The sequence below is a fragment of the Lysobacter sp. K5869 genome (assembly GCF_018847975.1).
Classification (GTDB): Bacteria; Pseudomonadota; Gammaproteobacteria; order Xanthomonadales; family Xanthomonadaceae; genus Lysobacter.
The window spans coordinates 3,640,972-3,665,951 of the sequence record NZ_CP072597.1 but is presented as its reverse complement, the minus strand read 5'-3'; the positions used below and the strand labels follow the sequence as shown (position 1 = coordinate 3,665,951).

The window sequence follows — 24,980 nt, the reverse complement described above, 5'->3', positions numbered from 1 at the left end:
GCTCGCCGCACCGCTACTTCAACTCGACCACCACCCGCGCCGGCGCGCGCTCGATCTTGAGTTCGCCGTCTTTCCATTCGCGCGCCACGCCATCGACCCGAGTGCGCCCGGGCGCCGTCGCCAGCGGCCACTTCAACGCCACCCCGCCGGGCGGCATGCGCAGCCCCGGCTCCAGTTCGAACACCGCTTGCGACCCGCTGCGGCGCAGGCGATACCCGAGCGCGCCGTACGGCGTGCGCAGCCCCGACACCGTCACGCCCTCGCCGTCCAGCCACGCCGCCGGCACGCCCGCGGCCAGCACCAGCGACTGATCCAGATCGCGGGTGTAAGCGAACATCTCCAACACCGAGCGCACGTAATCCGATTCGACCCAGGCATGCGGCAGATCGCCGACGAAGAACGGCTTGCGCGGCGTGCGCGAAACCACTTCGGCCCATTGGTTCCAGCCGCGCGGCTGCTGATCCTTGAAGAAGAAGTCCAACGCCTCGTGCGCGCGCTCGCGCCAGCCCAGGCGCACGAAGCTGCCGACGGTGCGCAGTTCGTACGGCGTGTAGTCCTTCCACTCGCGGCGGCCGTCGCGGCGATCCACGAACTCCTTCCAATAGCGCTGGAAGGTGTTGTCGAGCAACGGCTGCGGCAACAAGCCCTGCTCGCCGCCCGGCGCCAACGCGATGGTGGTCGAGGTGGCGTCGAAATCGCCGAGTTCGGCGGCGCCGGGAATGTAGTCGATGCCGTGGCGGCGCGCGGCATGATCGATGGACGCGTACAGATCGGCGCGGAACTGGTCGCGCGAAGCGGCGAACGCGCGCGCTTGCTCGTCCTTGCCCAGCCACGTCGCGATCTCGACCGCGTCCTTGTAACCGCGCAGCGCCCAGAAATTGTCCCAGTACGAATGCATCGGCTTGGCCGAATAGCCTTCGTGGCTGATCGAGGCCGGCATCATCCCGTAGAACGCCGGATCGCGCGCGCTGTTGGCCTCGGTGCGTTCGCTCGCGCGCAACTCGTCCATGTAGCGCACCGCGCCGACCACGTGCGGCCACAGCTGCGCGAGCAGCGCGCGGTCGCGGGTGTAGCGGTATTGCTCGGCGATGGCGAACAGCAGCTCGCCGTGGCTGTCGTTCTCCGGCACCGGGTCGCTGCCGCGGTCGTCGACGCAGCACGGCACCTTGCCGTTGGCGAACTGGTACGGCGCGTACCAGCGCAGGAACTGCTCGGCCACGTCCTCGCGGCCCAGGCGCAGCAGGCCTTCGTTGATCATCGCGCCGTCGCGGATCCAGGCGCGCGCGTAGGAGCGCGTGCCCGGCTGCAGACGCGGGCCGGTGCGGCTGATCAGCATGTGCGCGAGCGCGGTGCGCAGCGTATCGATCACGTGCTGGCCGGCGGCGGGCACGCGCAGCTTGACCCGGTCGAGCTTCTCGCGCCATTGCCGCGCGACCAGCTCCTGCCGCGCCGCGACTTCGGCGGCATCGGCGAAACCGCCGTCGTCGTCGCCGATCAGCGCGCTGCTCCAGACGAACTCGCGCGACTGCCCGGGCTTGAGCGTGATCTGGTAGATCAGCGCGCCGGACGCCATCGCGTTGCGGTCGCCCTCCACGCCGGTGCGGACCGAGCCGCCGAAGCGGCGCAAAAGATCGCCTTCCGGCGTGCAGCCCTCGCAGGCCTTGTCCCAATCGGCCTGCGCCAGCAGCTTCACCACATCGCCGTGATCGAACGTCGCCGCGAGGCTCGCGTCGGCCGCGCTCGCTTGAATCCGCCGGTTCGGCAAGCGGCCGTCGGCGCCTTCGACGCTGAAGCCGTGCTTGTCGCTGCGCAGGCCATGGATGCGGCTGACGCCGCCGACCTGGCTGAGGAACTGGGTCGGCGGATTGACCTGCAACGGCCGCAGCGCCAGCACGAACCGATAGCTGCGCTCCTGCGCGGTGTCGTTGCTCAGGCGATAACGCGCCATCAGCCGCGAACCGCCGCCGGCGTCGCGACGGTCGTCGGCGAAGGCGGTGATGTCGAGCTTGAAGTGCGGGTGCCGCCAATGCGAGGTGGGGATCGGCAGATAGCCGTCCTGCAGGCTCTGCGAGGTCTGCGCATCCGCCCACGTCGCCAGCTTGCCGTCGCTGATCACGAACGGCTCCAGGCTGAAAGCGCCCTTGCCGACTTCGATCGCGCCGTCCTCGCCGATCAACGCCTGATCGGTGCCGCCGTCGACGCCGATCAAGGTCCAGTACGGTTGCTCGCCGCTGAAACCGCGCGGGTAACGGCCGCGCGGCGCTTGCGCGGCGACGGCGCGGACGAAGTCGTTCGGCGTGGCGGCGAACGCCAGCGGCTCGACTTCGAATTCGGCCAGCGCGATCTCCGCTTTCGGCCCGGCTTGCGCGGTCAAGCGCAGATAGCGCGCCTGCGCTTCGGGCAACGCGAAGAAATCGGAATCGCCGTCGCCGTCGCCGAGCGCGACGGCATCGCGCCACTGGCGGCCGTCGTCCGACAACGCCAGACGGTAGGACGAAGCGTAGGCGTCGCCGAGCCAACGCAGCACGACGCCGCCGAGTTCGCGCGAACGGCCCAGATCGAGGGTGAGTTGCGGCGGATTCGCCGGATCCAGCTTCGCGCGCCACGCGGTATCGCGCTTGCCGTCGATGGCCTTGGCCGCTTCGCCGCCCGGCAACGCCGCGCTGGCGCTGGCGCGGCCGCTGTACGGGCCGCCCGGATCGACCGGCAACGGTTGCAGGCTCAGCGAATCGAAACACACCGAGCCCTTGCCGCCGGCGCTGTTGTAGACGGTGAACTCGAGCTTGGCGCTGCGGCGCAGGCTCGGATCCGGGTCGGGGCCCCAAGCGCGCGAGAGGTGGCGCTTCTTGTAGACCACCGGCGTCCACGCCTTCGGATAGTCGTAACGCGGCTTGTTGACCCACCACACATTGTCGCCGCTGGCGTCGACCAGCTTGAACTGCAAGTCGTTGGCCGGCGAATCGCCGCGCAGTCGGAACGCGAACTGATAATTCTCCGGGTAATCCAGCGGCAGTTCGCGCTGCAGGCCGGCGTAGCCGGAGACGCCGTTGAAATCGTAGTCCAGGCACAGCGCGGCGCCATCGGCGCCTTCGCTCTTGCGCAGCTTGGCGGTGACTTGATCGGAGACGACGACCGTCCACGGCGCGGCGGATTCGAAGTCGTCGAGCAGGCGCGGCGCGGCGACGGACGAGACCGGCGAAGCGGCGGGCGAAGCGGCTTGGGCGGAACAGGCGAGCGCCAGCAAACCCACCGCCAACATCGCGCTCCCTCGCGCCTGCCCGACCCTCCGCACCTGCCCGAACCTCCACACCTGTCGGGACCTCCTCGCCTGTCCAGACCTCCACACCTGCCCGAACCTCCACACCGTCATTCCGGCGAAAGCCGGAATCCATTTTGCCGTTGCTTCCGCATCCCCCACCACGAGGCGCGGTGAAGCAAGATCAAAATGGATTCCGGCTTCCGCCGGAACGACGGTGAGGAGGAAACGCGCTATCCCGGAAAACCACATCGCCATCGCTCGCACTCCTTCCGCCGCGGCTCGCGGCCCATCCATCGCGACTATCGCAACCCCGAACGCCCGCGAGCGCCCGGCGCGGCCTCAGCCCTTGACGCTGCCGACCAAGAGCCCTTGCAGGTAATACCGCTGCAGCACCAGGAACAGCAGCAACACCGGCACCACGGTCACCACCGACCCGGCCATCATCATCTCGTTGTCCTGCACGTGCTCGCGCGACAGCGACGCCAGCGCCACCGGCAAGGTCTGCAGGTGTTCGTCGCTGAGCACGATCAGCGGCCACATGAAATCGTTCCAGGCGCCGAGGAAACTGAACATCGCCAGCGTCACCAGGATCGGCCGCAGCGCCGGCAGCACGATCTGGAAGAAGATCCGCAGCTCGCCGGCGCCGTCGATGCGCGGCGCTTCCAGCAGCTCGTCGGGAATCGAACGCGCGTACTGGCGCACCAGGAAGATGCCGAAGATGCCGGCCATGCCCGGCACCACCGCGCCGGCGTAGGTGTTGATCAGCCCCATCTGCTTGAGCATCAGGAACAGCGGCATCATCGACACCTGCGCCGGGATCACCAGCGCCGCCAGCAACAGGCGGAACACGGTCTCGCGTCCGGCGAAGGCGAGCTTGGCGAAGGCGTAGCCGGCCAAGGTGTTGAGCAGCACCGCGATCACGGTGACCAGGGTCGAAACCAAAAAGCTGTTGAGCAGATAACGGCCCATGCCCATGCGCGAGAACAGCTCGCGGTAGTTGTGCAGGGTCGGATTGGCCGGCCACAGCGGCGGCGGGAACGCGGCCGCTTCGCCGGGCTGCATCAGCGACACCGCCAGCATCCACAGCAGCGGCGCCAGGCTCAGCACGGCCAGCGCGATCAGCAAGCCGTTGACGATAGCGCGGGCCAGCCACGCCGGCATGCCGTCGCGGTTCATTCGACCCCCTTGCGCCGCGCCAGCCACATCAGCGCGCTGGTGCTCGCGGTCATCAGCACGAACAGCAGGAACGCCACCGCCGAGGCGTTGCCCAGGTTCCACCACTTGAAGCCTTCCTCGTACATCAGGTACAGCACGCTGACCGTGCTTTGCAGCGGGCCGCCCTGGGTCATGACGTAGGGTTCGGCGAACAATTGGAAATAGCCGGCCAAGGTCAGGATGCTGACCATCAGCAGCACCGGCCCGAGGATCGGCAAGGTGATGTAGCGGAACTGGCGGGTCGCGCTGGCGCCGTCGATGCGCGCGGCTTCGTATAGGTCTTCGGGAATCGCCTGCAAACCGGCGAGGAAGATGATCATGTTGTAGCCGAAGTTCTTCCACACCGCGAACAGGATGATGCTCGGCATCGCCCAATGCGGGTCGCCGAGCCAATCGATCGGGTCGATGCCTAGCGTCGACAAGCCCCAATTGATCAGGCCGTAGCGCGTGTGCAGCAGATAGCGCCAGATCACCGCCACCGCCACCACCGTGGTCACCACCGGGGCGAAGAACGCGGTGCGGAAGAACGGCTTGAACACGCCGAGCTTGGAGTTCAGCAGCAGCGCCGCGCCGAGCGACACCGCGATCGACAGCGGCACGCCGACCGCGACGAAGTACAAGGTGTTGCCCAGCGCCTTCCAGAACAGCGGATTGCGCAGCAGGCCCAGGTAGTTGTCGAAGGCGACGAAGCGCAGGTTCTCGATGTGGGCCAGCGCGTAGATGTCGAAGTCGGTCAGGCTCAGCGCCAACGCGGCCAGCACCGGCAGGCCGAAGAACACGCCGATCACGGTCAGCGCGGGCGCGGCGAACACCCAGCCGGCGGTGGAGGGTTTCATGCGCCCTCCCCGGCCGCGGCCGCTGGTTGGCCGGCCGGCTTGGCGGCGTGATCGAGCATCCAGCGGCGCTTCTCCAGGATGCGGTCGGCGCGGCGGTCGAGTTCCTCGGCGGCTTGATCGACGCTCAAACGGCCGTTGGCGAGCTGCTCGCCGACCACCTTGATCTCCATCGCGATGCGCTCCCACTCCGGCACTTTCGGCGCCGGGCGCGCGCGCTCGAGTTGATCGCGGAACGCGCGCGCATAAGGATCGGCGACCAGCGCCGGCGCGTTCCACGACTCGCGCCGCGGCGGCAGATTGCCGGTGAGGCCGTGGAATTGCATCTGCGTCCGCGGTTCGGACAAGTAAGCGATCAGTTTCCACGCCGCGTCCTGGCGCTGGGAGCCGCGGAACACCACGAAGCTGGCGCCGCCGGCCACCGACGCGCCCGGCCCGTGTTCGCCGGGCAGCGGCATGGTCATCCAGGTGTCCTGCAGATCGGCCGGCAAGCGCTTCTTGAACTCGGCGATGTTCCAGGGACCGTTGACGTAAAAACTGAAATAGCCGCGGCCGAATTCGTTCCAGACGTTGGCGATCTGGGTATTGCTCGCCAGCGGCGCCCACTGGCGCTCGAAGGCCTCGCGGTAGAACGCCAGCGCGCGCTTGAAGCCCGGGCTGCGGAAATTGCCGTAACGGCCGTTGTCGCGCAGCAGCGGCTCGTCGGACTGGATGCCCAGGTTCAACAGCGGCTCGGGCTCGTTGAGCGGGAACAACGTGGCGTAGCGGTCGGGGCCGACCTCGCGCTTGATCGCCGCCATCGCCGTCTTCCATTCGTCCCAGGTCTTGGGCGGCTCGGCGATGCCGGCTTTTTGCAGCAAGTCGCGGCGGTAGTAAGGCAAACGCGTTTCCACGTACCACGGCACCGCGTACACCGTCCCGTCGATGACGCCGGTGTCCCAGGCGCCGGCGAAGTAGTCCTGCGCGCGCAGCGACGGCGTCGCTGCGATGCGGCCGTCGAGCGGCTCCAGCGCGTCGAGCAAGGCGAATTCGGAGACCCAGGTGTTGCCGATCGCGCACACGTCCGGCAGCGAATCGCCGGCGAACGCGGTGAGCAGCTTTTCGTGCGCGGAGATGATCGGCAGTTGCTGCACCTGCACGCGGATGCCGGGGTTGCGGCGTTCGAACTCGGGGATCAGGCGGGCGACCATCTCGCCCTCGAAGCCCATCGCCCAGAACTTCACCACGGTGCGGCCGTCGCGGTTGCCGGAGCAACTGCCGAGCAGCGTCGCCAGCAAGGCCAGCGCGATCAGCCGGCACAGGCGCCGCGCCGCCGAGATCGGGCCGCGATGGCGCGGCGAACCGCCGCGCTGCGGCGTGCGCGCGCTCATGCCGCCGGTCCCGCCGTCGCGCGCCCCGTCATTCGGGCTTCGGCGCCGGCTTCGGCGGCGTGCGCGCCGCGCGCGACTCCGCCTCGCCGAGCGCGCGCGCCGTGGCCGGATCGATCGGACCGGCCGGCTTGGCCGCCGGCTTGGCGGCCTCGGCCGGCTTGCTCGCGTCCGCGTCCTTGCCGCCGTCCTTGTCCTTGCCGTCCTTGCTCTTGTTCTCCGGCGGCGCCAGCCAGCCGCCCTTGAAGCCCGCGCGTTCCAGTCCGGCGCGCACGTAGGCATTGCGCTTCATCACGTTCCAGACGAACTCGTTGCGGTAGTTGCTGATCATGGTCAGGATCGGCCCCTGGTCGATGCCGATGTAATCGCTCGACACCCAGCCCTGGTTCGGCACCAACCGTCCGGTCTTGAGCGGGATGTCGTAGTTGAAGCTGGGGTTGAACGAATCCAGGAAGCCGTAGCTGGAATAGATGTACTCGCCGTAGCGCTCGTGCATCGACACCGTGGTCGGAATCACGATCTCCGGCGCGAACGGCAGCGAGGCGATCGCCGCGGTCGGGGCGATGGTGCCGTCGTCGAAGTTCTCGCGCAGGCCGGCGCCGCGCGCCGAATAGTGGCGGAACTGGCGCTGCTCGCCGCGGTATTCCTGCAAGGTCTGCTGCGGCCCGTCGCTCGCGGTCAGGCCCCACAGCTCGGGGCCGTAGTCCTTCCACTTCATCGGGTTGGCGATGGCGTAGGCGCGCTGGGCGTAGGCGGCGCGGCGGCTGTTCTCGAAATAATCGATGCCGCGCTCGCGCATGTAATCGTCCTGGATACCGCGGAAATCGATCCAGACGTGGCTGTATTGGTGGCCGAACAAGGGGCCGAACGCGAGGAATTCCTCGCCTTGGTAGACGCCCCACACGTCGTTGTAGGTGCGCGTCCACACCGTCCAGGCCTCGGGTTCGACCGGATGGCTCGGCGAACCCAGCGCCAGCACGTACAGCAGCATGGCCTCGTTGTAGCCCATCCAGTCGTGCTTGATGAAGCCCGATTCGGGGAACCAGCCCATCGAGATCAGCGGCTTGTTCTGCTGCAGCCACTGCCAATCCACGCGCTTGTACAGCGTGTCGGCGATCTCGCGGATTTCCTTCTCGCGCGCGTCGTCGCGGTCGTAATACGACTGGGCGAACAGCACGCCCATCATCAGCAAGCCGGTGTCCACGCTCGACAGCTCGACCCAGCTGTCGTAACGCTCGCCCTTCTGCATGTCGAGGAAGTGGTAGTAGAACCCCTTGTAGGTGCCCTTGCCGCTGGCCTGCGGGCCGGCGGGCAGATCGCGCAGGAACTTCAGCGTGGTCAGGGTGCGGTCCACCGCCTGGGTGCGGCTGACCCAGCCGCGCTCGATGCCGATGGGGTACGCGGTCAAGGCGAAACCGACCGACGCGATCGAGGCGAACGGCCGCGACGGATAGCGGTCGGGGGTCAGGCCGTTGCGCTCGTTCGAGGTGTCCCAGAAGAACTGGAACGTGCGCTTCTCGATATCGCGGAACAGCGGCGGCAGTTCCAGCCGCTCCTGCTTGAGCGGCTCGACCACGACCGGCTCCGGATTGACGATGGGCTGCGTCTGCGATTGCGTCTCCGGCTTCTTGCACGCGGACAAAGCGAGCAACAGCGTGCCCAGGACAGCGAAGGAAACCGCGCGCGTTGTCGTTTGTGCGTGTCGCATGAAGCCAAAGACCCCTGTGTCTTCGTGAACCCGTCCGCGCCCCGGGCGCGGACTCCTCATTCGGTTTGTCCCCGCGTCGCCGCGATTGGTTCCCGCGGCGCGCGAAAGCCCTGCTAAGCCGACGCCGGCCGCTGCGCGAGCGGCCGGCGCGCGGCGTTCACCAACTGAAACCCATCGACAGCTTGAACATGCGCGTCGGCAGGATGATGCCGTCCTGATGGTCGCCGAAGTTCGGATTCGGCGCGCCGAGACGGCCGGCGAAGGTGTCGAACTGGTTGTAGTTGCGCGCGTTGGTGACGTTGAGCACGTCGCCGCGGATGCGGAACTTGATGCCGGCGCCGATATCGAACTCCTTGCTCACCGCCAGATCGAGCTGCTTGAAGCCGACGGTGCGGTCTTCCTTGTACTGATCGGTGAAGCAGGCGGCGTCGTCGCCGTTGGGCGACTGCGAGCAATTGACGAAGTAGTAGCCGGTCGGGCTCGCCAAGGTCAGCTTGCCGGAGAACGTCAGCCCCCACGGGCCATCGTAGATGCCGGTGGCGACCAGGCGATGACGCGGCACGCCCTTGGGATCGTGCCAGCCGAAGCCGGCCAGGCTCGGATGATCGAGCGAGAACGATTCGCCGGTCTCGCGGTTTTCCTCGGCGTCGGTGAAGGTGTACGCCAGGGTCACGCCCCAGCCCGACTCGCGGGTGTAGGGCTTGTCGATCTTGACCAGCAGCGCGTTGGCGCGGGTCTCGATGCCGTTCACGCCCAGGATCAGCGCGCGGCCGAAGCCCGGAACGCCGGCGCCCCACGGCGGACCCCACTTCGCGCCCGGCGGATAGAACGAACCGTCCGGGTTGCGGTTGCCGAGCAGGAAGGCGAAACCGTCCTTGCTGACGATGCGCGAGACGCCCACGTCGGTCTGCCACTCGGTCCCGCCGATGGTCACCGCGTTGCGCATGCCGATGCTGAACTGATCCGAGTACGGCGTCTTCAGATCGTTGCTGAGCAGGAACACTTCGCGGCCGAAGTTCGGATTGGCTGCGACCAGCGCTTCCAGCGCGTCGCGGTTCATCAGCCCGGGATTGAACGCCAGACAGTCGCCCACGCCCGGCGTGCAGGTGTGGCCGGGTTGGTTGAAGCGGTACGAATAGGTCGGGAACGTGCCCTTGGTCGTTTCCAGCTGCAGGTTGTTGAAGATGTTGCGGTCGTAGGCGCGGCCGGCGCCGCCGTAGATCACGTGGCGCTGGTCGGCGTTGAGATCGTAGGAGAAGCCCAGGCGCGGCTGGATCGCGTCCTTGAAGTTGCTGCGCTGGCTGCCGTCGCTGATGAAGTCGTTGAGATCGATGCCGCCCTTGGCCAGGGTCTGCCGATAGCTCTGCCCGGCCGGCGCGCGCGGATCCTGGCTGTTGAGCGCGGCGACCACGTCGGCCGGCGTGCGGTAATCGGTGTAGACGTCGCTGGTCTCGTAGTCCCAGCGCACGCCCAGGTTGAGGGTCAGCTTGTCGTTGACCTCCCAGTCGTCCTGGATGTAGATGCCGAACTGCTTGTTGCGCGACTCCACGCTGCCGTCGGCGATGCCCGGCAGGCCGGCGCCGAAGCGCACCAGATACGGCGAAGCCAGATCGCCGGCGATGTCGTAGAAGAACTGCGGGTTGTACGGGATCTGCTCGGCCGCGCTGACGTCGATGACCTTGTACTTCACGCCCATCTTGACGGTGTGGTTGCCGTGCCACTGCAGGTCGGTGAAGGTCAGATCGTCCTGGATCGACCAGCCCTTCTGCGCCTTGTTCTGGAAATTCTCGCCGGGGCCGGCGTTGAGCACGCGCTTGTCGCCGCTGGAACCGATGTCGCCGCGGGTCAGCACATAACCGTTGCCGAAGGCGTTGGCGCGCGGGTTGTAGGCGGCGTCCTCGTAGGTGAGGTGCGCGTCGTTGAGCCAACCCTCGCCGGTGTATTGGTAGCGCAGGTCCGCGCGCTTGTCCTGGTTGTCCTTGGCGGTGCCGAAGGGAACCGTGCTGATGCCGTCGACGCCGGTCAGTTCGGTTTCGTCGCGGTACTTGCCGGTCAACTCGAAGTAATGGTTCTCGCCCAGGGTCAGGTCGAGCTTGGCGAAATACAGGTCTTCCTTGAACGGCGCGTTGACGCCGCCGATCAGCGACTGGAACTGCGCCGGCAAGGTCGCGGCGGTGACGCCTTCGCCGGGCTTGATCGTGAACGGCGTGTTGTATTCCTTCGCCTCGTAGGCGACGAAGAAATGCATCTTGTCCTGGATGATCGGGCCGCCGAAGGAAATGCCGTACTGCTCTTCCTTCGAGTCGGTCTTGCGCCCGGCCTTGTCCTCGGCCGGCGTCGGCGCGCGCCACTTCTCGAAGGTGTTGTCCCAGAAGAAGTCGCCGTGGAATTCGTTGCTGCCCGAGCGCGTCACCGCGGTGATCGCGGCGGAGCTGAGCTGGTCGAACTCGGCCTTGTAGTTGGAGGTGATGACCTTGTATTCGCCGATCGCCGACTGCGGGAACGGATTGCCGCGGGTGTCGTCCTGGCCGGAGATGCCGCCGGGCAGCACGTAGTTCTTCTGGCCGACGCCGTCGATGTAGACGTTGACGCCGTTGGAACTCTGCGCACCGCTGCGCAGCGAGGCCGAACCGTTGGAGGCCTGCACGAACTGCACGCCCGGCACGGTGTCGGCGAAGGCGAGGAAGTTGCGCGTGCCCTGCGGCAGCGACTCGATCTGCTTGGTCGAGATGTAGGTGGCGTTCTCGGAGGTGCGCACCTCGGCCAGGGCCGAGGCGGTCACGGTGACCTTGTCGATGTCGGTGGCGGACTGCCCGCTCGGCGCGGTCTCGGCGACGCCGCCGGTGGACAGGTTCAAGGTCGCGGTCTGGCCCACCGCGACGGTGACGTTGCGAGTGTTGCTCTGGCCGTCGGCGTTGACGTCGATGCGGTAGGTGCCCGGCGGCAGGCCGGCCAGGGTGTAGTTGCCGTCGCCGCCGGTCTGGACCTTGCGCACCAAGCCGCTGGCGAGGTTGGTCGCGGTCACGCTGGCGTTGCCCGACGGCCCGGCGTTGCCGCTGACCGTGCCGCGGATGGTCGCCGCGGTGCTCTGCGCCAGCGCCGCCGGCGCGGACAGCATCAGGCAGCTGGCGAGCGCGCAGGCCAGCAAACTGCGGCCCGGCGCGCCGGGAAAACGGAGCCGTGGATGTCGGCGTGATGTCTTATTGTCGTGGGTCATCTGCGTTCCTCCCTCCAAGGAGCACGTCGCTGCGGTGCAGCGTTGAGAAGCGGCCTGTTTTGTAATCGCTTACACGCGCGGCCAAATTTTTTTCGCCCGCGATCAGGCGCCGCCCCCTCGGCGTAGCCCCGATTCGCGCACGATCAATTCGGGCCGCAGCGGCTCGCTTTGCCGCGGTTTTTCTAGGTGTTCGGATGCCTCGCCCGGCGCCTGCGCCGCGTCCGCGGCCGGTTCCGGATTGAGCCGGGCCAGCAGCATGCGCGCCGCGCGCGCGCCCAGCTCGGCGATATTGACCCGCATGGTCGTTAGCGCCGGGTGGACGTAGCGCGCCAGCGGAATGTCGTCGAAGCCGGTCACGGCGATGTCGTCGGGCACGCGCAACCCGCCTTGGACCAGGCCGAACAAGCAGCCCAGCGCCATCATGTCGTTGGCGGCGAACACCGCGTCGGGGCGTTCGCGCGCGGCCAGCAAGGCATTGCCGGCGGCGTGGCCGGAGGCTTCGTCGAACTTGCCCGGCAGCACCCACTCGCGCGCGTCCGGCAGCAGCCGCGCCAGCGCTTCGCGATAGCCGCGCAGGCGCTCGTTGGCGTCGAAGTTGTCTTCGGGACCGGCGATGAAGGCGATGCGGCGATGGCCCGCGGCGACGAGATGCTCGACCATCGCCTGCGCGCCGCCGTAGTTGTCGACGTTGAGCGAGGGCATGTCGGCCGCGGCGTCCTGCGCGTTGATCAGCACGGTCGGCAAGGTCGCCGCCAGCTCCTCGGCGATGGAGACTTGCGCGGCGGCGTACGGCGACATCACCAGCAGGCCGTCGACCCGGCCGCGCATCGCGCGCAGCGCCGAGACCTGCTCTTCCGGCTGGCCGTGGTAGCTCGACACCAACAGGTGCAGGCGATGCTCGCGCGCGACTTGATCGACGCCGCGCACCAGTTCGGAGAAGAACTCGCCGTGCAGGTCCGGCAGCACCACGCCCAGCGTCTGGGTGCGGCGGCTGCTGAGGCTGCGCGCCGCGGCGTGCGGCGTGTAGCGCAGGTCGTTGGCGACGGCCAGAACGCGCCGGCGCACGTCTTCGGCGACGTTGCCATGACCGTTCAAGGTCCGCGATACTGTCGCCACCGACACCTGGGCCGCGCGGGCGACATCTTTGATCGTCACGCTCACCACAGTCCTCGACCGCCCCTTCGCGGCTGAAAGTGCGACGACTGTAAACGTTTTCAGGAACGAGTGTAAAGCGCTTGTTATGAAAACCGGTTAGCCGGTTGGAAAGCGGCGAAAATGCCGGCGAAACCATGCTGCGACGCAGCAACGCGCAGCGGTCGGCGCGGCGCGATTCCGCTCGCCGCCGCATCGCCCGATCGGCACGCAGGACGCGCTGCGACTCTCGGCGCGAACGGCGCACCCACTGCGCACGCGCCACTGCGGGCGCACGGCACCGCGCGAGCGCGGCATGACGGCGAACGCGCAGCGCCGCCTCACGCGAACGCATGGCGACCGAACGCACTGCGACGCAGCCCAGCCCTACCCCGGACACGGAAATGAAGACGGACCCAAGCCGGCCAACGCAGCGCCGGGATGACGCCGGCGGCGTTGCCCTGTGACAATGGCGCTCCTCCCGAGCCTGCCGCCTCCATGCTGTTTTTGCGAGTCGCCCTGATTTCGCTGCTGATCGCGCTCAACACCGTGCTGCACGTGTTGCCGCTGTTGCTGGTCGCCCTGATCAAGGCGCTGATGCCGAGCAAGCGCCTGCGCCTGGCGTGCAATACGGCGCTGACGGGCCTGGCGGAAAGCTGGATCGGCGTGAACAGCAGCATGTGGGACCGCTTCACCCGCACCCGCCTGCACGTGCGCGAAGACGCCGCGCCCGCGCCCGACGGCCATTACCTGGTGCTGGCCAACCACCAGAGCTGGGTCGACATCCTGGTGTTGCAGAAGCTGTTCAACCGCCGCGCGCCGTTCATGCGCTTCTTCTTGAAGCAGCAACTGTTCTGGGTGCCGCTGCTGGGGCTGGCGTGGTGGGCGCTGGATTTCCCCTTCATGCGCCGCTACACGCCCAAGCAGATCGCGCGGCGGCCGGAGCTGGCCGGCCGCGACATCGAGGCCACCCGCCGCGCCTGCGAGAAGTTCAGCGAGATTCCGGTGTCGATCATGAATTTCGTCGAGGGCACGCGCTTCACCGCGTCCAAGCATGCCTCGCAGAGTTCGCCGTACCGCCACCTGCTCAAGCCCAAGTCCGGCGGCGTGGCCTTCGTGCTCGATGCGATGGGCCAGGGGCTGGACGCGATCTTGGACGTGAGCATCGCCTACCCGGCCGGCTCGCCGTCGCTGCTGGACCTGCTGGCCGACCGCGTGCCCGAGGTGCGCGTGCGGGTGCGCCGGCGCGCCATCCCCGCCGAACTGCTGCGCGGCGATTACCAGAACGACCGCGAGTTCCGCGTGCGCTTCCAGCAGTGGATGAATGGGTTGTGGAGCGAGAAGGACGCCGACATGACGGCGTTGCTGGCGGGCGACGCGCAGTCCTGATCCGAGAAAGCGGGCAGGCCTCGCGGAGGGCGGCGCATCGCCCGGGCGCCAGTCGGACCGCCTCGAACGCCATGCGCCACGATCGCGGCGGCCGCCTCAACCAAGTTCGGCCCGAACAGGCCGCACGCGCCCACGACGATGCCGTAGGCGCCGCGCAGCCGCACGAGGCGACGTGCCGGCGATGGAGCACGCCTGGAGCGGCCAGCGCAACAGCCGCTCTCGCTAACGCCTAACTCCTGTCCGCCGACTCCTGCGCTCGCCGGCTACTGCTGCGTCTGCGCTTCTTCAGGCGTACGAGCCACGATCGACAACGCATGGATATCGGTCGTCATCAACTCGCCCACCGCCGCGTACACCGCGCGATGGCGCGCCAGCGGCAGCATGCCGGCGAAGGCGCGGCTGATCACGGCGACGCGGAAATGGCCGCGTCCGTCCTGCGCGCCGGCGTGGCCGGCGTGGCGATGGCTTTCGTCCTCGATCTCCAGCGACAGCGGCGCCAGCGCGGCTTCGATGGCGGTGCGGATCGCGTCGACCCGCTGCTCGCGCGGCAGGCTCACGGCAGCACCTTGCGGAACGGACGTACCTCGACCCGCGCGTACACGCCGGCCTCGACGTAAGGATCCGCGTCGGCCCAGGCGCGCGCGGCCTCCAAGGATTCGAACTCGGCCACGACCAGGCTGCCGCTGAAACCGGCCGGGCCCGGGTCCTCGGCGTCGATCGCCGGACACGGCCCCGCCAACAGCAGGCGGCCCTGATCGCGCAGATCCTGCAAGCGCTGCAAATGCGCCGGACGCGCCGGGCCGCGCTTGGGCAGCGCATCGGCGACGTCGTAACCCTCGATCAAGTACCACATGGCGAACCTCGGCGGAGCGGCGTGGGAGATCGCGCATTGTAGCGGCAGCCGCCGGCCCGCCGTCGTTGCCCAACCCGGCGATCCGCGCGGCCTCAGCCGCCGTCCACCGCGACCGGGTCGCTCAGCAGGCGCGCGTGGCGCGCGCCGCCGTCGTCGCAGCCGGTCACCTGCGCCAGCGCGATCGAGACGCCGTCGTACAACGACAGCACCAAGCCCGGACGCAAGCGCACGCCCAGGCGGCGCACGTCGTCCAAGGTGGCGCGCGCGTCCAGACGCACGCAGCCGTCGGCCGCCGCGTTGTCGAACTCGGCGAAAATTCGGGTTTGCGCCACCGGCAGTCTCCGCGTGCACGGGCGGGCGAAAAAACAGCCCGCATCGGGCGATGCGGGCTGCGCGTGGGACGCGGCCGGCGCGGGGCCGGCGCGCCCGTCAGGCGACCTTGGTCGGCTGCGCCTGCTGCTGGCTGCGCTGCTGTTCCTGCTGGCGCTGTTCCTGCTGCTGCGCCGACTGCGGCACGTCCTGCTGCAGGCGCTGGGTCGATTGCTCGACGCTCTGGTTCGCGGCCTGATTGCGGTCGACGTAAGCGCGGTGGTGGCTGGGATCGTTGAGCCCGCCCTGCACCGCGAACAAGCCGTTGCCGTTGGCGTTGGACACGACGTGGTCGATCTTGGTCAGGCCGCTGACGCGCGCGTCGTAGGTCAGCGTGGCCGCGGCGCGCTCGAGCTCCTGGTGGTTCTTGAAGCCGCCGAGCTTCTCCAGCCCGTTGACCGCCTGCTGGTACATGGCGTGGTCGCGGTGGTTCGGATCCGACAGCAGCGGGCCGGCGTTGGCGTCGCGGGTCGGCGCGGCCGCCTCGTGGCGCGGCTGCGCGGTCTTGAGCTCGCGCAGCGTGTTCGGGCCGGCGACGCCGTCGACGCCCAGGCCCGGATGCTCGCGCTGGAACTGCTCGACCGCGTGCTTGGTGCGGTCGCCGAACTTGCCGTCGGCGACCAGCGCCTTGCCCTCGGCGTCGCGATAGCCCAGCGCGTTGAGCCGGTCCTGCAGCGCCTTCACTTCCGGGCCGCGCTCGTCCTTGCGCAGCACCCCGTCGGCCATCGGCGCGGCCGGCGCGTCGTGCTTGTCGTGCTTGTCGTGCTTGTCGTGCTTGTCGCCCGGCTTGTGGTCGTGGTTGTGCGCCTCGCCGGCGGTCACGCCCGGCTTCATCACCACGCTGCCCTTGCCCGAGATGTCGCTGACCTGGGCCTTGCCGGTCAGGTTCTCCGAATGCGGCGGGTGCTTGTCCGGGGTGATCGCGCCGCGGTCCATGTCGCGGATGTAGCGGTCCATCTGCGGCAGGTAGCTGGTGTTGATGTCGATGTGCACGTGCTTGCCGAACGCGTTCGACTTGCCGTTGTTGAAGCCGCTCTGGATGCCGACCGGCTCGCCGTACTCGATCTTCTGGCCTTCGCGCAGCGTGGTGTTGCGCAGGTCCATGTGGCGGTACTGCGCGATCATCTCGCGGCTGGGGTCGTTGGCCGGCTTGTCGTAGATCTGGACGATGCCGTCGGACTTGTCGATCTTGCCGATGTAGCCGTTGGCCACCGCCGGCACCTTCACCGAGGCGTTGCCGTCGACCTGCAGGACGAAGTCCTTGGACACGAAATGATCGCCGTCGCGGGTCACCGTGACCTTGCCGTTGTAGTCGCCGAGCAGTTCCTCGCGCTCGCCGTTGACGGTGCCGTAGACGCGGCCCTTCTCGTTGCCGCGGCTGGGATGGTGACGCTCGATGTCCTCGAAGTCGTGGACGTTCTGGACCTTGCTGCCGACCGACTCGACGATCTTGTAGTTGGGCATCGTACTTCTCCTTGTCGATGTTTCATGCGCGCGAACGCGCTGGGTGATGGGGCCGGACCCGCGTCGGTGGTCGCGGGCGCGCGATCAGCGCAGCTGCTGGGTCAGCTGCCAGCACCCTTGTTTGAATTCGAACACATAGGCTTCCGGCGCGCCGAGGGTCTTGACCACTTCCTCGTCGGGCGAGAACTCGGCCTTGACGTAGTCCACGCGCACGCGGTCGCCGTCGAGATTGCGGTTCAGATCGATGCGGGCCATTTCGCCGTCGGGCTTGGCCGGGTCGAAGTAGGACCACTGCGAATCGACCAGGGCGATGCGGAACGGGCCGGCCTGCTGCGCGCTTTGCTTGGCGACCAGCTTGGCCGGGTCCTTGAGCTCGCGCACTTCGATGTCCGGCGCGGTGTAGGCGGCGCGCTTGTCCGGCTGGCCGATGTAGGCCTCCAGGAAGCTGTCGAAGCCGTCCTCGGTCTTGGCGCAGGCGCCTTCGGGCAGGGCCGGGCGCGCGGCGGCGGGTTCGGCGGCCGGGGCCGGCGTCGCGCCGGCGGCGGCCGCGGGCTGGGCGGCGGGCGCCGGTTGCGCCGCTTCGGGCGCGGCGGCCGGCGGCTTGCTGCAGGCCGCCAATGCCACGGCCAGCGCGAGGGCCGCGATCCTTGCTTGCTTCATCCTAGAGTTCCCCAAACGTGCGTGAATGCCGCGATGGCGCCAGTCTAGCCGCATGCCGCCCCCCGACGGCAACGCGCGGCGACCGTTCGGCGGCCGCGCGCATACCTATAAAGATGTCCGCTGCGCGTGGATCAATTGCTCTAGAACGGCGCCGATCGCCCGCCCCGCCCCCGGTGTCGGCCGCTTGCCGTTCATGCCGGCGCTGGACACCATCGCGCCCAGCCCTTACCCTAAACCCCGATTGCCGTCAGGCCGGATGCAGCAAACCCCGTCGCGACCGGAACCCCACGCCCGTCGCCACGTCCGTACCCGTACTCCCACGCACACCATCGGTGCGCCGGTACGCGTGCATCGCTGTCGTCCTCAGGCCCGCGCCCGCAAGCCTCCTCGCCCCAGCCGCCCGGTTCCGACCGGCGCGCCGGCCGGAGTTGTTCGGGCCAAGCGCACACCTTTTTTGAGTGATCCGTAGCACCCGTAGGGACGCTTCGTCCGGCACGCAGGGGAGCCCCGCTTTTGGGGATCGCCGCCTTGGGAACCTGGTTCCCATGCGTCCCGAACGCAGGCCCGGCGCGGCCGCGTGCCGCGCGCATCGTCGCAACATGCTTTGCCGACGGCCCGGAGGGGCCGGTTCCTGATGACCCACCAAGCCGCGCCCACCGACGAACCCACCGCGGACGACTCCGCCGGACCCGTCGCCGCGCCCAATCCGGCCCCGACCGCGCCGCAGCAGCAGGAAATGCCGCTGGCGGTGGTGCACGGCCAGCCGGTGCTGCAGATCCCGCAGGATCTGTACATCCCGCCGGACGCGCTGGAAGTCATCCTGGAGGCCTTCGAAGGCCCGCTCGACCTGCTGCTGTACCTGATCCGCCGGCAGAACCTGGACATCCTCGACATCCCGGTGGCGGACATCACCCGCCAGTACGTCGAATACATCCAGGCCATGCACGAGATGCGCTTCGAGCTGGCCGCCGACTACCTGGTCATGGCCGCGATGCTGGCCGAGATCAAATCGCGCATGCTGCTGCCGCGCGCGGTCAACGAGGAAGGCGAGGAAGAGGACCCGCGCGCCGAGCTGGTCCGCCGCCTGCAAGAGTACGAGCGCTACAAGAAGGCGGCCGAGGACATCGACGCCCTGCCCCGCCAGGACCGCGACAACGCGCCGGTGCAGGCCTTCGTGCCCGACCGCGCCTCGGTCCGGCTGCCGCCGCCGGTCGAGCTCAAGGAACTGCTGCTGGCCCTGCACGACGTGTTCAAGCGCGCCGAGCTGTACACCCAGCACGCGATCAAGCGCGACGCGCTGAGCGTGCGCCAACGCATGGGCGAGCTGCTCACGCGCATGGCGGACGGCGCGTTCTACCGGTTCGAGTCGCTGTTCACGGTCGAGGAAGGCCGGCTCGGCGTGGTGGTGACCTTCCTCGGCGTGCTGACCTTGGCCAAGGAGCAGCTGGTGGAGATCGTCCAGGACGCTCCGCTGGCGCCGATCTACGTCAAGTCGCTGGCGCTGATGAAGGACCCGGACGAAATCGAGCTCAGCAGCGAGTTCGATTCGGCCGCCAACGACGAAGACGAAGCGTGAGCCTGCGCGCCGGCCCGTCCGCGCCGCGGACTCCGACCGCTCCGGCACCCCCGCTCCGCCCGCACCGCCCCGCTGCCGCTGTCGCCGACCGCCCCCTTTCCCCCATTCCCGACCCCCGGCTGTAATGGACCCACTGCTCATCACCCGCATCGTCGAAGCCGCCTTGCTCGCGGCCAACCAGCCGCTGTCGCTGGCGCAGTTGCACGCGCTGTTCCCGGAGGACCAGCCGGCGCCGCCGGACAGCGTGGAAACCGCGCTGCAGACCCTGCGCGAGGGTTGCGCCGGGCGCGGCGTGGAGCTGGTCGAGGTCGCCTCCGGCTTCCGCTTTCAGGTCCAGGCCGACGTGCACGCCTGGGTCGCGCGGCTGTGGACCGAGCGCCAGACCCGCTACACCCGCGCCACCCTGGAAACCCTGGCGCTGATCGCCTACCGCCAGCCGATCACCCGCGGCGAGATCGAGCAGGTCCGCGGCGTGGCGGTCAGCAGCAACATCATCAAGGCGTTGGAAGAGCGCGAGTGGATCCGCGTGGTCGGCCACCGCGACGTGCCCGGTAAGCCGGCCCTGTTCGGCACCACCAAGGCCTTCCTCGATTACTTCGGCCTCAAGCGCCTGGACGACCTGCCGCCGCTGTCGGAGCTCAAGGACATCGGCGAGCTGGAACCGCAGCTGCCGCTGGACGGCGCGCCGATCCCGGCCGGCGTGAACGCCGACGGCGACGGCGATGCCGCGGCCGCCGACGGCGCCGAAGCGGCGGCCAACGACGAAGCCGGCGCGGACGCGAACAGCGACGCCGAAGCCGATGCGGCCGCCGGCGACGAGGCCGAAGCGGACGCGGACGCCGAAACCGGCGACGCGGCCGCAGCGCCCGCCCCCGACTCCCAGGCCGACGGCGACGACTCCGCCGCCGAGGCCGCCCCCGAATCCCAAACCGCCGACGCGCCTGCCGCGCCGGCGGACGAAGACCCCGAACACACCGTCCTGTCGGACGACCCCGAAGCCGCGCCGGGCGAGCGCGCGGCGGACGCGAACGATCACGAGCAAGACCAACACGCCGTCGAGACGACGACCGTTCCGGAACTTGAGGCCGAGTCCGAAGACGACCGGCCGGAGCAACAGAAATGACTGACGAAAAACCCCGCAAGCTCTCGTTGAAGCGCAGCGGTGACGGCACGGCCCCCGAAGCGCCGCGCCTGGAAGAGCGCCTGCATAAAGTGCTCGCGCAAGCGGGGCTGGGTTCGCGCCGCGCACTCGAACAACGCATCGCCGACGGCCTGGTCAAGGTCAATGGGGATGTCGCCCAGGTCGGCGTGAGCATCAAGGGCGGCGACAAGATCGAGCTGGACGGCCGCAGTTTCGTCGCCAGCGCCCTGACCGAACCCTCCCGCGTGCTGATGTACAACAAGCCCGAGGGCGAGGTCACCACGCGCGAAGACCCCGAAGGCCGCCCGACCATCTTCGATTCGCTGCCCGCGCTCAAGGGCGCGCGCTGGATCGCGATCGGCCGCCTCGACATCAACACCACCGGCCTGCTCCTGCTCACCACCGACGGCGAGCTGGCCAATGCGCTGATGCATCCCTCCTTCGAGGTCGAGCGCGAGTACGTCTGCCGCGTGCGCGCTCCCGAGGGCGAGGACACCGTGCCGGACGCCCTGATCGAACGCCTCGCCCGCGGCGTGTCGCTGGACGACGGCCCGGCCAAGTTCGACGAGATCGAACGCATCGGCGGCACCGATTCGCACGACTGGTTCCGCGTCGTGGTCAAGGAAGGCCGCAACCGCGAAGTGCGCCGCCTGTGGGAATCGCAGGGCTGCCAGGTCAGCCGCCTCAAGCGCATCCGCTACGGCGGCGTGGCGCTGCCGCGCGAGCTGCTGCGCGGCCATTCGCAGGAACTGGCCGGCGACAAGGTCGAGGCGCTGCGCAAGGAGCTGGGCCTGGAAGACGGCACGCCCTCGGCGCTGACCCTGCAGCCGGTGATCGGCCAGCGCAAGGCGGCCAAGTCGACCGTGCACCTGTCCGGCGGCGAGCGCTCGCACGGCTACGTCGGCGGCCACAACACCGCCGACGAAGGCCGCGAACTGCGCCGCTTCGATCACGTGCGCGAGGATCGCGGCGGCCGCGGCCGCGGCGGTCCGCGCAAGCACGGCGGCCTGACGGTCAGCGGCGAGGCCGCGGCCAAGCAGTCCAACAAGCCGTTCAAGACCCGCAAGGAAAAGGGCGTCAAGCCACTGCCCGAGGGCAATCCGGCGGCGTTCCGCACCTGGTACGTGCCCGAGGGCGTGGAAACCGGGCCGAGCGGCCACCGCAATCCCGACGGCCGCGGCAAGAAAGGCGGCGGCGGCCGTCCGGGCGCCGGCGGTCCCGGCGGCGGCGGTGCGCGCGGTGCCGGCGCCGGTCGCGGCCGCGCCCAGGGCGGCGCGGGCGGCTTCGGCGGCGGCGCGGGCGGCAACAGCCCGTACGGCGGTGGCGGCGGCGGTGGCCGCAGCCAGGGTCAAGGCCAGGGTCAGCGCGCCGCGCGTCCTTACGGCCACCCGGGCAACGCCCCGAGCTTCCCCTCCGATCACGCCACCCCCGGCGGCTTCAATCCGTACGGCGGCGAGCGTCCGGCGCGCGGCAACGCCCGTCCGGGCGGCGGCAAGCCCGGCGGCAACCGCGCCGGCGCGCCGCGTCCCGGCGGCAACGCCCGTCCGGGCGGCGCGCCGCGTCCCGGCGGCCCGCGCGGCGGCGGCCGTCCCGGCGGCGGTCGCGGTCCGCGCGGCTGATCGGGCTTAGCCAATGAGGTTCCGGCGAAGGGCGCGCGAGCGCCCTTCGTCGTTTTCGGGATCGGGAACATCCGGGATCTGAGCCGCGCGGACGACCGGAACCGATCCGCCGGAGTTGCGCGCGGGGCCGTGCATTTCCGCGCAGGCTCCGCACAACCTCGGCAAAACCACCCGCAACATCCGGCAAACGGCGCCCAACGCCTGCGCTCATGCGGCCCGGCGCGCAATCCGGCCGGCGACACCGCAGTGTTTCGCCACGGTCACTTGTGCATTGCACAATTCCTGCCATTTTCCACCTGTCCCTCCGCAGGAGCGCCTGCCATGAACCTTGCCGCCTCCGCCGCGCCCGTCGCGGCCCTGTCCCTGCGCGACCGCGTCGACGACGCGCTCGACCGCGCCTTGGCCGAACGCCGGCTGGTCGGCGCGGTGGTGCTGATCGCGCGCGACGGCCAAATCGTCTACCGCCGCGCCGCCGGCCAGGCCGACCGCGAATCCGACCGGCTGATGCGCGAGGACGCGATCTTCTTGCTGGCCTCGGTGACCAAGCCCATCGTCGCCGCGGCCGCGGTCGAACTGGCCCAGCGCGGCCGGATCGACCTGGACGCGCCGGTGACCCGCTGGCTGCCGCAGTTCCGCCCGCAGCTCGCCGACGGCACCGCGCCGGATATCAGCCTGCGTCAGCTGCTCGCCCACACCTCGGGCCTGAGCTATCGCTTCGGCGAACCCTCCGGCGGCGATTACGACGCGCACGAAGTGTCCGACGGCTTCGACCAGCCCGGCCTGGACATCGAGGAAAACCTGCGCCGCCTCGCCCGCACCCGCCTGCGCTTCGCGCCGGGCCGCGGGTTCAAGTATTCGATCGGCCTGGACGTGCTCGGCGAAGCGATGGCGCGCGCGACCGGCACGCCGCTGCCGACGTTGATCGAGGAGACGATCCTCGCGCCGCTGGCGATGGCCGACACCGGCTTCCAGGTCGCCGATTACAAGCGCCTGGTCGCGCACTACACCGACGGCCGCGCCGCCGACGGCTCGCGCCGGCCGCTGCGCATGCACGACGGCAGCGAGCTGCCGTTCTTCGACGGCGTCCTGCGCTACGCGCCGGGCCGGATCGAAAAGGCCGGCTCCTACCCCTCCGGCGGCGCCGGCATGGCCGGCAGCGCCGGCGACGTGCTCAAGCTGCTGGAAGCGCTGCGCCGCGGCGGCGACGGCGCGCTGTCGCCCGAAGCGGCGGCGATCCTGATGCAGGCGCATACGCCCGCCGGCGTCGAAGGCAACGACCCGGGCTGGGGCCACGGCTACGGCGCCGCGGTGCTGGCCGACCCGGTCGCCGCGGCCACGCCGCAATCGCGCGGCACCCTCGCCTGGGGCGGCGTGTACGGCCACTCCTGGTTCCTCGACCCGCAGCGCGCGTTGAGCGTGGTGGCGTTGACCAATACGGCGATCGAGGGGATGGACGGGGCGTTCGTGTTCGATCTGCGCGATGCGGTGTATGCGGGGTTGGACGACGCTTGAGATCGACGTTTCGTCTACGCGGTAGGAGCCACGTTGCGGCATTGCCGACGGTAGGAGCTGCGTAAGCTGCGACCGCGATAGTCGGCGTGCGGCGTAAGCGCGGTGTCGCGGTCGCGGCTCGCGCCGCTCCTACAAGAATCTGCGTTGCGGCATTGCCGACTGTAGGAGCTGCGCAAGCTGCGACCGCGACAGGCGGCTTACGACGCAAGTGTGGTTTCTCGGTCGCGGCTCACGCCGCTCCTACAGAGCTGCGACGCGGCGTTTCCGACTGTAGGAGCTGCGTGAGCTGCGACCGCGTTAGGCGGGTTGCGGCGTAAGCGCGGTTTCGCGGTCGCGGCTCGCGCCGCTCCTACAGGAAGCGCGCGCGACTGCGACGCGAACGGCCGGATTACAGGCCCAATTCGCTCAAACCCGGATGCTCGTCCGGCCGCCGGCCCTGCGGCCAACGGAACTTTCGCTCGCTCTCGGCGATCGGCTTGTCGTTGATGCTGGCGATGCGCAGCGCCATGCGGCCGTCCTCGGCGAACTCCCAATTCTCGTTGCCGTAGCTGCGGTACCACTGCCCCGCATCGTCGCGCCATTCGTAGGCGAAGCGCACCGCGATGCGGTGGCCGTCGTTCGCCCACAGTTCCTTGATCAGCCGGTACTCGAGTTCGCGGCTCCATTTGCGCTGCAGGAACGCGACCACGTCCTGGCGGCCTTCGACGAACTCGGCGCGGTTGCGCCAACGCGTATCGGCCGTGTAAGCCTGGGCGATGCGCTCGGGATCGCGCGTGTTCCAAGCGTCCTCGGCGAGGCGGACTTTCTGCGCGGCGGTTTCGCGGGTGAACGGGGGCAGCGGCGGGCGGGTATCCATGGGACGTCCTCGGTTGTTGGGCGAAGCGTGTGTAGACAACTCTGTCTACACATCACGCTACGCCATGTAGACCGATCTGTCTACACCCCTGGCGCCAGTAGACGGATCGGTCTACCATCGCGCCATGAACGGCAAGACCGCCCCGGCTCCAACCCCGAGCGCGCGCGAACGCATCCTGCAGACCGCGCACGATCTGTTCTACCTGGAAGGCGTGCGCGCCACCGGCATCGACCGGGTCATCGCCGAATCCGGCGTGACCAAGGTCACGCTGTACCGGCATTACCCGAGCAAGAACGATCTGATCCTGGCGTTTCTCGACTACCGCCACGAACGCTGGATGGCGTGGTTCGACGCGGCCCTGCGCCGCCACGGCGACGGCGCCGACGCGCTGGCGCCGGCGCTGGCGGAATGGTTCGCGCATCCGCAGTTCCGCGGCTGCGCCTTCATCAACACCGTCGCCGAACTCGGCCCGACGCTGCCCGAAGCGGTGGAGCGCTCGCGCGCGCACAAGCGCGCGATGCAGGCGCGCATCGCCGAGTCGCTGCCGGCCGGGCCGACGCGGGAAGCGCGCGCGCGCACCTTGGCCGTCGCGGTCGACGGGGCGATCGTGCGCGCGGTGTGCGACGGTTCGCCGGACGACGCGTTAGCGGCCTTGCGCGCGATCGTCGATTCCCCCGCGTCGAAAAAAGCGCGCTGATCCATCCTCGGCGAACACGCCTTCGGCATCGCGCACCTGCGACGAACGCGCTCGCCGTCAGCGCCTTCATGACACGCGCGCCCGCTGCTACGCAGTCGTCGAACAAGCGCGCCC

At 69.2% G+C, this 24,980-nt stretch carries 19 protein-coding genes; 6 read left to right on the top strand and 13 right to left on the bottom strand.

The window, feature by feature from the left end:
- Nucleotides 1–13: 13 nt before the first annotated feature.
- The 7 genes from J5226_RS16030 to J5226_RS15995 all read right to left on the bottom strand — a co-directional run bounded on the left by J5226_RS16030 (nucleotide 14) and on the right by J5226_RS15995 (nucleotide 12,760).
- Complete coding sequence (locus J5226_RS16030) at nucleotides 14–3,259, bottom strand: discoidin domain-containing protein (protein ID WP_215835438.1); 3,246 nt, start codon at nucleotides 3,257–3,259, stop codon at nucleotides 14–16.
- Between the two features lie 339 nt (nucleotides 3,260–3,598).
- Nucleotides 3,599–4,435, bottom strand: coding sequence for a carbohydrate ABC transporter permease (locus J5226_RS16020; RefSeq protein ID WP_215835437.1), 837 nt, complete (start codon nucleotides 4,433–4,435; stop codon nucleotides 3,599–3,601).
- Nucleotides 4,432–5,310, bottom strand: a complete 879-nt coding sequence (locus J5226_RS16015; RefSeq protein WP_215835436.1) for a sugar ABC transporter permease — start codon at nucleotides 5,308–5,310, stop codon at nucleotides 4,432–4,434. Before J5226_RS16015 ends, J5226_RS16020 begins: the two co-directional genes overlap by 4 nt.
- The gene (locus tag J5226_RS16010; protein WP_215835435.1) at nucleotides 5,307–6,677 is read right to left on the bottom strand and encodes a sugar ABC transporter substrate-binding protein; all 1,371 of its coding nucleotides are present in this window, start codon (nucleotides 6,675–6,677) and stop codon (nucleotides 5,307–5,309) included. Before J5226_RS16010 ends, J5226_RS16015 begins: the two co-directional genes overlap by 4 nt.
- A gap of 28 nt (nucleotides 6,678–6,705) precedes the next feature.
- On the bottom strand, nucleotides 6,706–8,382 hold the full coding sequence (locus tag J5226_RS16005) for a glucoamylase family protein (RefSeq protein WP_215835434.1): 1,677 nt from the start codon (nucleotides 8,380–8,382) through the stop codon (nucleotides 6,706–6,708).
- A 157-nt stretch (nucleotides 8,383–8,539) separates the two neighbouring features.
- Nucleotides 8,540–11,599, bottom strand: coding sequence for a TonB-dependent receptor (locus J5226_RS16000; RefSeq protein ID WP_215835433.1), 3,060 nt, complete (start codon nucleotides 11,597–11,599; stop codon nucleotides 8,540–8,542).
- Nucleotides 11,600–11,701: 102 nt separating this feature from the next.
- Nucleotides 11,702–12,760, bottom strand: a complete 1,059-nt coding sequence (locus J5226_RS15995; protein WP_255322818.1) for a LacI family DNA-binding transcriptional regulator — start codon at nucleotides 12,758–12,760, stop codon at nucleotides 11,702–11,704.
- 468 nt (nucleotides 12,761–13,228) lie between these two features.
- Here J5226_RS15995 and J5226_RS15990 point away from each other — a divergent pair, with 468 nt between their 5' ends.
- Nucleotides 13,229–14,119, top strand: coding sequence for an acyltransferase (locus J5226_RS15990; RefSeq protein ID WP_215835431.1), 891 nt, complete (start codon nucleotides 13,229–13,231; stop codon nucleotides 14,117–14,119).
- Nucleotides 14,120–14,382: 263 nt separating this feature from the next.
- Here the strand turns inward: J5226_RS15990 and J5226_RS15985 are convergent, their stop codons facing one another.
- The 5 genes from J5226_RS15985 to J5226_RS15965 all read right to left on the bottom strand — a co-directional run bounded on the left by J5226_RS15985 (nucleotide 14,383) and on the right by J5226_RS15965 (nucleotide 17,465).
- Nucleotides 14,383–14,670, bottom strand: coding sequence for a BolA family protein (locus tag J5226_RS15985; protein WP_215840462.1), 288 nt, complete (start codon nucleotides 14,668–14,670; stop codon nucleotides 14,383–14,385).
- Nucleotides 14,671–14,672: 2 nt separating this feature from the next.
- Nucleotides 14,673–14,972, bottom strand: coding sequence for a YciI family protein (locus J5226_RS15980; RefSeq protein WP_215835430.1), 300 nt, complete (start codon nucleotides 14,970–14,972; stop codon nucleotides 14,673–14,675).
- Between the two features lie 92 nt (nucleotides 14,973–15,064).
- A complete protein-coding gene (locus J5226_RS15975) occupies nucleotides 15,065–15,304 on the bottom strand; it encodes a hypothetical protein (RefSeq protein ID WP_215835429.1) in 240 nt (79 codons plus the stop codon).
- Nucleotides 15,305–15,401: 97 nt separating this feature from the next.
- Complete coding sequence (locus tag J5226_RS25455) at nucleotides 15,402–16,805, bottom strand: peptidoglycan-binding domain-containing protein (RefSeq protein ID WP_255322817.1); 1,404 nt, start codon at nucleotides 16,803–16,805, stop codon at nucleotides 15,402–15,404.
- An 84-nt stretch (nucleotides 16,806–16,889) separates the two neighbouring features.
- Nucleotides 16,890–17,465, bottom strand: coding sequence for a hypothetical protein (locus tag J5226_RS15965; protein ID WP_215835428.1), 576 nt, complete (start codon nucleotides 17,463–17,465; stop codon nucleotides 16,890–16,892).
- A gap of 634 nt (nucleotides 17,466–18,099) precedes the next feature.
- On the opposite strand from J5226_RS15965, the gene J5226_RS15960 reads away from it, so the two are divergent.
- From J5226_RS15960 to J5226_RS15945, 4 genes are all read left to right on the top strand, one after another.
- Nucleotides 18,100–19,041 (top strand): ScpA family protein, encoded by a 942-nt coding sequence (locus J5226_RS15960; protein WP_215835427.1) that lies wholly within the window; start codon nucleotides 18,100–18,102, stop codon nucleotides 19,039–19,041.
- Between the two features lie 124 nt (nucleotides 19,042–19,165).
- A complete protein-coding gene (scpB, locus tag J5226_RS15955) occupies nucleotides 19,166–20,164 on the top strand; it encodes an SMC-Scp complex subunit ScpB (protein ID WP_215835426.1) in 999 nt (332 codons plus the stop codon).
- Nucleotides 20,161–21,801: a pseudouridine synthase gene (locus J5226_RS15950; RefSeq protein WP_215835425.1), complete on the top strand. Its 1,641-nt coding sequence runs from the start codon at nucleotides 20,161–20,163 to the stop codon at nucleotides 21,799–21,801. The genes scpB and J5226_RS15950 overlap by 4 nt, the downstream gene beginning before the upstream one ends.
- A gap of 321 nt (nucleotides 21,802–22,122) precedes the next feature.
- Nucleotides 22,123–23,313: a serine hydrolase domain-containing protein gene (locus tag J5226_RS15945; protein WP_215835424.1), complete on the top strand. Its 1,191-nt coding sequence runs from the start codon at nucleotides 22,123–22,125 to the stop codon at nucleotides 23,311–23,313.
- A gap of 388 nt (nucleotides 23,314–23,701) precedes the next feature.
- Here the strand turns inward: J5226_RS15945 and J5226_RS15940 are convergent, their stop codons facing one another.
- Nucleotides 23,702–24,169, bottom strand: coding sequence for a nuclear transport factor 2 family protein (locus J5226_RS15940; protein WP_215835423.1), 468 nt, complete (start codon nucleotides 24,167–24,169; stop codon nucleotides 23,702–23,704).
- Nucleotides 24,170–24,293: 124 nt separating this feature from the next.
- Between J5226_RS15940 and J5226_RS15935 the strand changes: the two genes are divergently transcribed.
- Nucleotides 24,294–24,866: a TetR/AcrR family transcriptional regulator gene (locus J5226_RS15935; protein WP_215835422.1), complete on the top strand. Its 573-nt coding sequence runs from the start codon at nucleotides 24,294–24,296 to the stop codon at nucleotides 24,864–24,866.
- The last annotated feature ends 114 nt before the right edge of the window (nucleotides 24,867–24,980 follow it).